Source organism: Vibrio sp. 2-2(8) (assembly GCF_963888495.1).
Taxonomy (GTDB): domain Bacteria; phylum Pseudomonadota; class Gammaproteobacteria; order Enterobacterales; family Vibrionaceae; genus Vibrio; species Vibrio anguillarum.
The window spans coordinates 1-8,139 of record NZ_CAWPJM010000019.1; the positions used below are offsets into that span (position 1 = coordinate 1).

An 8,139-nucleotide genomic window follows, 5' to 3' on the forward strand; every position below is an offset into this window, starting at 1 on the left:
CTTCGAGTACATAGAGGTTGATTATAATCGGACGAGAAGGCACAGTGCTCTTGGGTATCTAAGCCCAGTTAACTTTGAACAGCAAAATGTCGCTTAATGTGGTGTCCAGTTTTGCTGGAGCAGATCAGTGCGTTGTCAACCCCTTAGCCGGGCGTTATATGTCATCTAGTTCTGCGCTCTATACCGCATATGAAATAGCATCTTTACTTTGTTGAGTGGTAGGCTTGTATTGTCTACAATAGCGCACTTTTTACATATTTTAGGTTATGAATATGAACGACACTACAGCTAAACCTGCTTTGCCGGATCACCTTGCTGGTAATCCTCGCAGCCCACACTATGTAGCGGAGTGCTTTGAACATCACATTGGCATTCGTCTAAATGGCAAAGAGCGTACTGATGTTGAAGAATACTGCATTAGTGAAGGGTGGGTGAAAATTCCTTCACCGAAAGCTAAAGATCGTTTTGGCCAGCCGATGCTGATTAAGTTAAAAGGTGAAGTTGAAGCTTTTTATAAATAAGCTGCATTTTATACCGTCCGCATGCAATGTGTTGATAACTATGTAATTCAATGCATTGCATTCAAAATCTAGCTAGGTTTCTCATCCAAACATATAACAAACGGCTCAAGAGGGATTGCCAACGCGTGGCGGCTTTAGTGCAAAATTGAAGCTCAGTGTTTACGGTGTGTTTTTTGAGTTCGGCTATGCGTTGTCAACCCCTTAGCCGGGCGTTATGTGTAACCAGAGGAAAATGCATGGAAGTACAGCTAAAAGTAGGTAGTGACGCCTTATTCGCAGAATCTTTAACCGAGTCAAATATGGCAAGTTACTATCAAACTCGTGGAATAATCTGGGATCACAATCAGTTTCTAAGTAGTTGGGAAGAATTAGATAATTACGAAGTCCATCTAGACCAAGCTCGTGTTGGTGTTCTCCGTTTTAGCTATAGTGGCGATACTATCTTCTTGAGGGACTTTCAAATTTTGCCTGAGTTTCAGGGCAGAGGAATTGGGGCAAAGTGTCTCGAACTAGTTGTTAAACATGCGCTTAAAAGACAATCCATTAAGCTAGTTTTGCGTGTGTTTAGTGAAAACCCAGCAATCAGCCTGTATGAGTCCAAAGGCTTCGTTAGAACATCTGAAGTCAAAGGGTTGATTGAAATGGAGATCCCTTTAAGTTCAAACACATAACAAACGCTTCAAGAGGGACTTCCAACGCGTGGCATTTTTATTATGCGTTGGTTTTTGTGGTTACGGTGTTATGCGGAAACTTGGTAGTAGCGTTGTCAGCCCCTTAAGCGGGCGTTATACAAATAAAAGGAGGTAATTCGATGCGTCTTTATGTAAAAGATCGTCAGACAGGGAAGAAAACATACATTCAAAATACGGCTAAGTCGCGCATAGAACTAGCTCAAAAGTTAGGCTCTAATCGCTTAAAGGTTAATGACAAGGTCTATTCTGTTAATTCGGTTACGGCGGAATCTGACAATAAGACAGCTCCAGCCATGGCTATTGGTGGAGTTATTGGAGTTTTGGGTGGAGTTCCTGGAGTATTACTTGGCGGGTTAATTGGCGGTTTGCTCGGGAAAAGTAACGATGATGAAGATACTAAAAAGGTAAACGAATTTAATGGGAGTCATCATGTTTCCTAAATTCAACCTTCGACTAGTCGGTGTCCTTATCATCTTAGTCATAATAGCTGTTACCTACATTACTGATCAGAAATATTATAATGACACTATACGCTCAGTCTTAGAATGGAAGCATTTAAATATAAGTATTTGGTTTGGTTGTTTCATCTGTTTCGTATTGCATTATCTATCAGCTAAGAGCTCGAATGCCGAGTATGCAGGGCTTATATATAAGCAATTTGGTATTTTTGCTGATTCAGCTTTTGCTGCAATTACTTATGGTTTGGCGATGACAACATCTGCGTCGATTTTAAAAGGTGTGTATGTTCAACAGTTTTTCGGCGATGTCGTGTATTTTAACCATTTCGAATCCCTAGATATTTATTCAATGCTAGTTGTATGTTTGTTTTTATTAGGGTATTCATTTTGGTCTTGCACTCGTGCTGCTTGGGAGGCAATTATTTTTAGTAGCGCAGAAAAAGCCGAGGCTGTATACGACTAATTATCTGTATAACAAGGCATTTAAGAGTGATTCTCAACGCTTGGCATTTTTCATTCCATCGTTGGGTTCCGTGTTTACGGTGGTATGGTTAGGTTTCGTGGTAGCGTTGCTCACACCTTAATGCGGCGTTAGGCAAGGTGAGTTTTTATCAGCTAAATCGAGTTGAAACTGAACGGTAAATCCCATGTTCTGTGGCTTAACTTAAGCAATAAATCGTCATCACATATTTGTTGTTTCTTGATCGCGTTGGGTTGTTTATCGTTGTGAATTCATCGGCAAAATAACCTTCAGCATCCAAACGTCCGCCGAGCATGCTACGCTCGTCACTTTTCTTCCAAATCGCTCAATTTGAGTTTTTTGTTTCTTTGCTGATTTAGCATTTTGGTTTATAAATGAATCGATTAGTTGTTTTAAAATTTACAAAAAATCTCGTTCTTTGGTTGTGAAAATGTCGGTGTCAATTGGTTGGCCTAACAAACGGCTCAAGAGGGATTGCCAACGCGTGGCGACTTTAGTACAAAATTGAAGTTCAGTGTTTACAGTGTGTTTTTTGAGTTTGGCTATGCGTTGTCAACCCCTTAGCCGGGCGTTATGCAACTCAGGTAAATTTAGGGATTCAATCTTTTGGGATTTCTCCGGCCATTCGTTTCGAGCTGTCGGCAAATGAGCATTTTCGCCTTCAAATTTGTGACTAACTCAAACCGTAAAACAGGCAAGGTTCTTTGTTTGCCTCAATAAGTTTTGATGCTGGTTTGTTGTCAATTCAGCGTGCACAAAGTGTGGAAAGGACAATGTTATCGAGCATTTCGCACTTGCTGAAAGCCTTGCTTGTTGAGTTTGTCTCATTCAAAAGCTTGATTTGTTGCTGAACGGTGGACTTTGTTTTGGCGGCTTATACATCACGGCTCTTACTTGGGTTGATTCTTGAATCACTCAACCATTGCAATTGTGGCTTTTGGTTGTGTAAATTCAGTTTATCTCATTGAATTTGCATAACAAACGGCTCAAGAGGGATTGTCAACGCGTGGCGACTTTAGTGCAAAATTGAAGTTCAGTGTTTACAGTGTGTTTTTTTTGAGTTCAGCGGTGCGTTGTCAACCCCTTAGCCGGGCGTTATGTGCTTTGGTATCGTTGGAGGTAACGATGGAATTTGAAGTTGATGACCAAAAATTGGCTGCTTTATTAAATCAACGAGTGGTTCCTGTGTTATATCGCACAGGAGAAAAAGGAGCCCCGTTATATGTGAAGCTTCCATTTGAAAAAACAAATATGGCTTGGTTGAGAAATAATGCAACTAGAAAGCCTAAATGGAATGCGGAGCATAAATGGTGGGAAACTCCCAAAGCTTGGTTCAATGACTTAGTTAAGCGTTGCCTACATAAATATGGGAAAGTATATGTTATCCAACCATATAGGCAGCAAGAAAAGTGCGCACCAGCATGTTGGAATGCAGAAGGGCATGAGTGTCAGTGTTCGTGTATGGGCGAGCATCATGGCTCAATGAATTCTGTAAATGACTGGTATGTCGTATCAGACACTTTTGCTACCAAATGGCACCACCTTTCGGTTGCATGCCGGCTAATGACGAAAAAATAAAAACGCACATAACAAACAGTTCAAGAGGGATTCAGCACGCGTGGCATTTTTAGTATGCGTTAGTTTCGGTGTTGAAGTGGAATGCAGTAACATCGGTATTGCGTGCTTCACCCCTTAACTGGGCGTTAGGCAAAGTGAGTTTCTATCAGCTAAATCGAGTTTGAATTGAACGGTAAATCCCATGCTTTGTGGCTTAATTTAAGCAATAAATAATCATCACATATTTGTTGTTTCTTGATCGCGTTGGGTTGTTTAGCGCTGTGGGTTTAGCGGCAAAATAACCTTCAGCATCCAAACGTCCGCCGAGCATGCTACGCTCGTCACTTTTCTTCCAAATCGCTCAATTTTAGTTTTTTGTTTCTTTGCTGATTCAGAATTTTGGTTTATAAATGAATCGGTTAGTTGGTTTCAAGTTTACAAAAAAAAGCTCGTTCTTTGGTTGTGAAAGTATCGTTGTCAATCGGTTGGCCTAACAAACGGCTCAAGAGGGATTGCCAACGCTTGGCGACTTTAGTGCAAAATTGAAGTTCAGTGTTTACAGTGTGTTTTTTGAGTTCGGCTATGCGTTGTCAACCCCTTAGCCGGGCGTTAGCTGAGGTTAAGAAAAACCATAAAATTAAGCGTTTATTTTTCTTAGTCTGAGGCTCTAGCTTTACACCTGAAAGTCAGCACTTTTCCGCGTATCTCGCCAGTGGCACTGTTCGTGAAGCGGTTGAACTAACCGAAGTCTTCTTACGGGAAGTGGTGTGTTTGTTTATTTCTTTGGTGTGGCTTCTTTGGTTTTGAAGCTCTTTCGCGCTTAAGTTGATTTCGCGCACTTGGTTGTTGGCTTCTTCGAAAGAATTCTTTGTAAATTTAAGTCCTAGAAGCTCGTCAGTTTCTCGGTTATTTCTTCTTTGCCAAGTGCGTTTCGTGGATTAGGTTTTAGTTTCTCAGTTGTCCGTTTTACTTTGTCGCTTGAAAATAATAATGTGTTTTAAATTAGGCCGTTGGGTAGTCAATCTCCGGCTAAAGTGCAGCAGCTAACAAACGGCTCAAGAGGGATTGCCAACGCTTGGCGACTTTAGTGCAAAATTGAAGTTCAGTGTTTACAGTATGTTTTTTTAGTTCGGTGGTGCGTTGTCAACCCCTTAGCCGGGCGTTAGGCAAAGTGAGTTTTTATCAGCTAAATCGAGTTGGAGTTGAACGGTAAATTCCATGTTTTCTGGCTTAAGTTAAGCAATAAATAGTCATCACATATTTGTTGTTTCTTGATCGCGTTGGGTTGCTTTTCGTTGTGAATTTAGCGGCAAAATAACCTTCAGCATCCAAACGTCCGCCGAGCATGCTACGCTCGTCACTTTTCTTCCAAACCGCTCAATTTGAGTTTTTTTGTTTCTTTGCTGAATTAGGGTTTTGGTTTATAAATGAATCGGTTAGTTTGTTTTAAGTTTGTAAAAAAGCCCTGTTCTTTGGTTTTGAAAGTATTGTTGTCAATCGGTTGGCCTAACAAACGGCTCAAGAGGGATTGCCAACGCATGGCGACTTTAGTGCCAAATTGAAGTTCAGTGTTTACAGTGTGTTTTTTAAGTTCGGCAGTGCGTTGTCAACCCCTTAGCCGGGCGTTATGGCGCAAGGTGAAAAATGGATACTATCGTTGATTTAGTTAGAAAAGATCCCGTTCGATTTGAAGCACTGGAATGTGTTTACCAGCTTGAATTGCCTCAGTGCTACATAGCCGCAGGTTTTGTGCGAAACCTTGTCTGGGACTTTTTACATCGCAACGTAAAGCCGACGCCATTAAACGATATTGATGTCATTTTCTTCGATGCTGATTGTGTCGATTCAGATTATGAAAAATCACTTGAACTCAAGTTATCGGAGCAAATGCCCCAGATCAATTGGCAAGTGAAAAATCAAGCCAAGATGCACTTACAAAATGGCGACGATCCTTACCAAAGCACATTGGATGCCATGAGCTATTGGCCTGAAAAAGAAACGGCGGTAGCAGTGAGAAAAGTCGAGCACGATCATTATGAATGTATATCAGCCTTTGGTTTCGAGAGTTTATTTCAAGGTTTAATCACACATAATCCTAAACGAGCATATGGAACCTTCGAAAATCGAGTAAAGTCAAAGGGTTGGCTAGTTATATGGCCTAACTTGAGAATTGCGCCATAACAAACGCTTCAAGAGGGACAGCCAACGCGCGGCATTTTTACTATGCGTTGGTTTTTGTGGTTACGGTGTTATGCGGAAAGTTGGTAGTAGCGTTGTCTGCCCCTTAAGCGGGCGTTAGGCAAGGTGAGTTTTTATCAGCTAAATCGAGTTGGAATTGAACGGTAAATTCCATGTTTTCTGGCTTAAGTTAAGCAATAAATAATCATCACCTATTTGTTGTTTCTTGATCGCGTTGAGTTGCTTTTCGTTGTGAGTTTAGCGGCAAAATAACCTTCAGCATCCAAACGTCCGCCGAGCATGCTACGCTCGTCACTTTTCTTCCAAATCGCTCAATTTGAGTTTTTTTGGTTTCTTTGCTGATTCAGCATTTTGGTTTATAAATGAATCGGTTAGTTAGTTTTAAGTTTGCAAAAAAGCCTGTTCTTTGTTTTTGAAAGTATCATTGTCAATCGGTTGGCCTAACAAACGGCTCAAGAGGGATTGTCAACGCTTGGCGGCTTTAGTACAAAATTGAAGTTCAGTGTTTACAGTGTGTTTTTTTGAGTCCGGTGGTGCGTTGTCAACCCCTTAGCCGGGCGTTATACCGTTTTGACTTACGCGCAGAATATCGTATAGGTTCTAGTTTATAAAAAAACCGTCAGAAGACGGCTTTGGACGTAATTATCGAGGGTTTAAGCACAGCACTTTTTGTACTTTTTCCCGCTTCCGCAAGTGCACGGTTCATTACGGTTTGGTGTTTTGTTATAGGTAATAGTTTTAGGTTTGTTTAATAGCGTATCCAGCTCAACAGTGTTCTCTGGTTGCTTTGAGTCAATGACAATATCAGCCACTATTGAGTACTCAGAAAGTAATATTTCTATCTCTGCTTTACGAGCCTCGGTTGGGACGACAACATTGATTGGAGCCTCGTCAGTGCCTGCTTTTACATCACGGTTTACGTTGTAGCCTGAAATGACGTGGTTTTGTCTAGCATCGATTCGACCTTTGAAAAATAGTTTGGACATTTGCAACTCACTGATGGATTGTTGTGGTGTAATTTGGCCGCGATTATACGGCACTATGGCAATTGATAAAGAAGTTCCTACAATGTGCATCGGATCACGGTATAACAAACGGCTCAAGAGGGATTGCCAACGCTTGGCGACTTTAGTGCAAAATTGAAGTTCAGTGTTTACGGTGTGTTTTTTTGAGTTCGGCGGTGCATTGCCAACCCCTTAGCCGGGCGTTAGGCAAAGTGAGTTTTTATCAGCTAAAACGAGTTGGAATTGAACGGTAAATTCCGTGTTTTGTGGCTTAAGTTAAGCCATAAATCGTCATCACATATTTGCTGTTTCTTGATCGCGTTGGGTTGCTTTTTGTTGTGAATTTAGCGGCAAAATAACCTTCAGCATCCAAACGTCCGCTGAGCATGCTACGCTCGTCACTTTTCTTCCAAATCGCTCAATTTGAGTTTTTTGTTTCTTTGCTGATTCAGCATTTTGGTTTATAAATGAATCGGTTAGTTTGTTTCAAGTCTACAAAAAAGCTCGTTCTTTGGTTGTGAAAGTGTCAGTGTCAATTGGTTGGCCTAACAAACGGCTCAAGAGGGATTGCCAACGCGTGGTGGCTTTAGTACAAAATTGAAATTCAGTGTTTACAGTGTGTTTTTTGAGTTCGGCAATGCGTTGTCAACCCCTTAGCCGGGCGTTAGGCTAGGTGAGTTTTTATCAGGCTAAATCGAGTTTGAATTGAACGGTAAATTCCATGTTTTGTGGCTTAATTTAAGCAATAAATAATCATCACATATTTGTTGTTTCTTGATCGCGTTGGGTTGCTTTTCGTTGTGAGTTTAGCGGCAAAATAACCTTCAGCATCCAAACGTCCGCTGAGTATGCTACGCCCGTCACTTTTCTTCCAAATCGCTCAATTTGAGTTTTTTGTTTCTTTTCTGATTCAGCATTTTGGTTTATAAATGAATCGGTTAGTTTGTTTCAAGTTTACAAAAAAGCTCGTCCTTTGGTTGTGAAAGTATTGTTGTCAATTGGTTGGCCTAACAAACGGCTCAAGAGGGATTGCCAACGCTTGGCGACTTTAGTGCAAAATTGAAGTTCAGTGATTACGGTGTATTTTTTGAGTTCGGCGATGCGTTGTCAACCCCTTAGCCGGGCGTTATATTTTTTTAAGTTCAGCAATCAAAAGGATTCATGATGAACGTGGATAAAGCGAAAAAACGCATATTGAAACGAGTACAAAGAGGTTTCAAAGGTTAT

At 41.0% G+C, this 8,139-nt stretch carries 8 protein-coding genes; 7 read left to right on the forward strand and 1 reads right to left on the reverse strand.

Annotated features, from left to right (window positions below):
* The 7 genes from AACV12_RS06305 to AACV12_RS06340 all read left to right on the forward strand — a co-directional run.
* The coding region (locus AACV12_RS06305) for an IS3 family transposase (RefSeq protein ID WP_130200936.1) at positions 1-97 on the forward strand (97 nt) is incomplete at its 5' end.
* Positions 98-272: 175 nt separating this feature from the next.
* On the forward strand, positions 273-521 hold the full coding sequence (locus AACV12_RS06310; protein ID WP_026028286.1) for a DUF3297 family protein: 249 nt from the start codon (positions 273-275) through the stop codon (positions 519-521).
* A 236-nt stretch (positions 522-757) separates the two neighbouring features.
* A complete protein-coding gene (locus AACV12_RS06315; protein WP_170901577.1) occupies positions 758-1,192 on the forward strand; it encodes a GNAT family N-acetyltransferase in 435 nt (144 codons plus the stop codon).
* A 140-nt stretch (positions 1,193-1,332) separates the two neighbouring features.
* Entirely contained in the window at positions 1,333-1,653 is a 321-nt protein-coding gene (locus AACV12_RS06320; protein ID WP_170889274.1) for a hypothetical protein, read from the forward strand.
* Entirely contained in the window at positions 1,643-2,134 is a 492-nt protein-coding gene (locus AACV12_RS06325; RefSeq protein ID WP_170889273.1) for a hypothetical protein, read from the forward strand. The genes AACV12_RS06320 and AACV12_RS06325 overlap by 11 nt, the downstream gene beginning before the upstream one ends.
* Positions 2,135-3,277: 1,143 nt before the next feature.
* The gene (locus tag AACV12_RS06330) at positions 3,278-3,730 is read left to right on the forward strand and encodes a hypothetical protein (protein WP_170901582.1); all 453 of its coding nucleotides are present in this window, start codon (positions 3,278-3,280) and stop codon (positions 3,728-3,730) included.
* Between the two features lie 1,623 nt (positions 3,731-5,353).
* Positions 5,354-5,890, forward strand: coding sequence for a nucleotidyltransferase family protein (locus AACV12_RS06340; protein WP_047691683.1), 537 nt, complete (start codon positions 5,354-5,356; stop codon positions 5,888-5,890).
* Positions 5,891-6,561: 671 nt separating this feature from the next.
* Here the strand turns inward: AACV12_RS06340 and AACV12_RS06345 are convergent.
* Positions 6,562-6,894, reverse strand: a complete 333-nt coding sequence (locus tag AACV12_RS06345) for a PBPRA1643 family SWIM/SEC-C metal-binding motif protein (RefSeq protein WP_170901579.1) — start codon at positions 6,892-6,894, stop codon at positions 6,562-6,564.
* Positions 6,895-8,139: the final 1,245 nt, after the last annotated feature.

Coding starts and splice junctions, on each gene's coding strand:
- AACV12_RS06345 (WP_170901579.1), bottom strand. CDS start 6,894: ATGTCCAAACTATTTTTCAAAGGTCGAATCGATGCTAGACAAAACCAC.
- AACV12_RS06320 (WP_170889274.1), top strand. CDS start 1,333: ATGCGTCTTTATGTAAAAGATCGTCAGACAGGGAAGAAAACATACATT.
- AACV12_RS06325 (WP_170889273.1), top strand. CDS start 1,643: ATGTTTCCTAAATTCAACCTTCGACTAGTCGGTGTCCTTATCATCTTA.
- AACV12_RS06315 (WP_170901577.1), top strand. CDS start 758: ATGGAAGTACAGCTAAAAGTAGGTAGTGACGCCTTATTCGCAGAATCT.
- AACV12_RS06310 (WP_026028286.1), top strand. CDS start 273: ATGAACGACACTACAGCTAAACCTGCTTTGCCGGATCACCTTGCTGGT.
- AACV12_RS06330 (WP_170901582.1), top strand. CDS start 3,278: ATGGAATTTGAAGTTGATGACCAAAAATTGGCTGCTTTATTAAATCAA.
- AACV12_RS06340 (WP_047691683.1), top strand. CDS start 5,354: ATGGATACTATCGTTGATTTAGTTAGAAAAGATCCCGTTCGATTTGAA.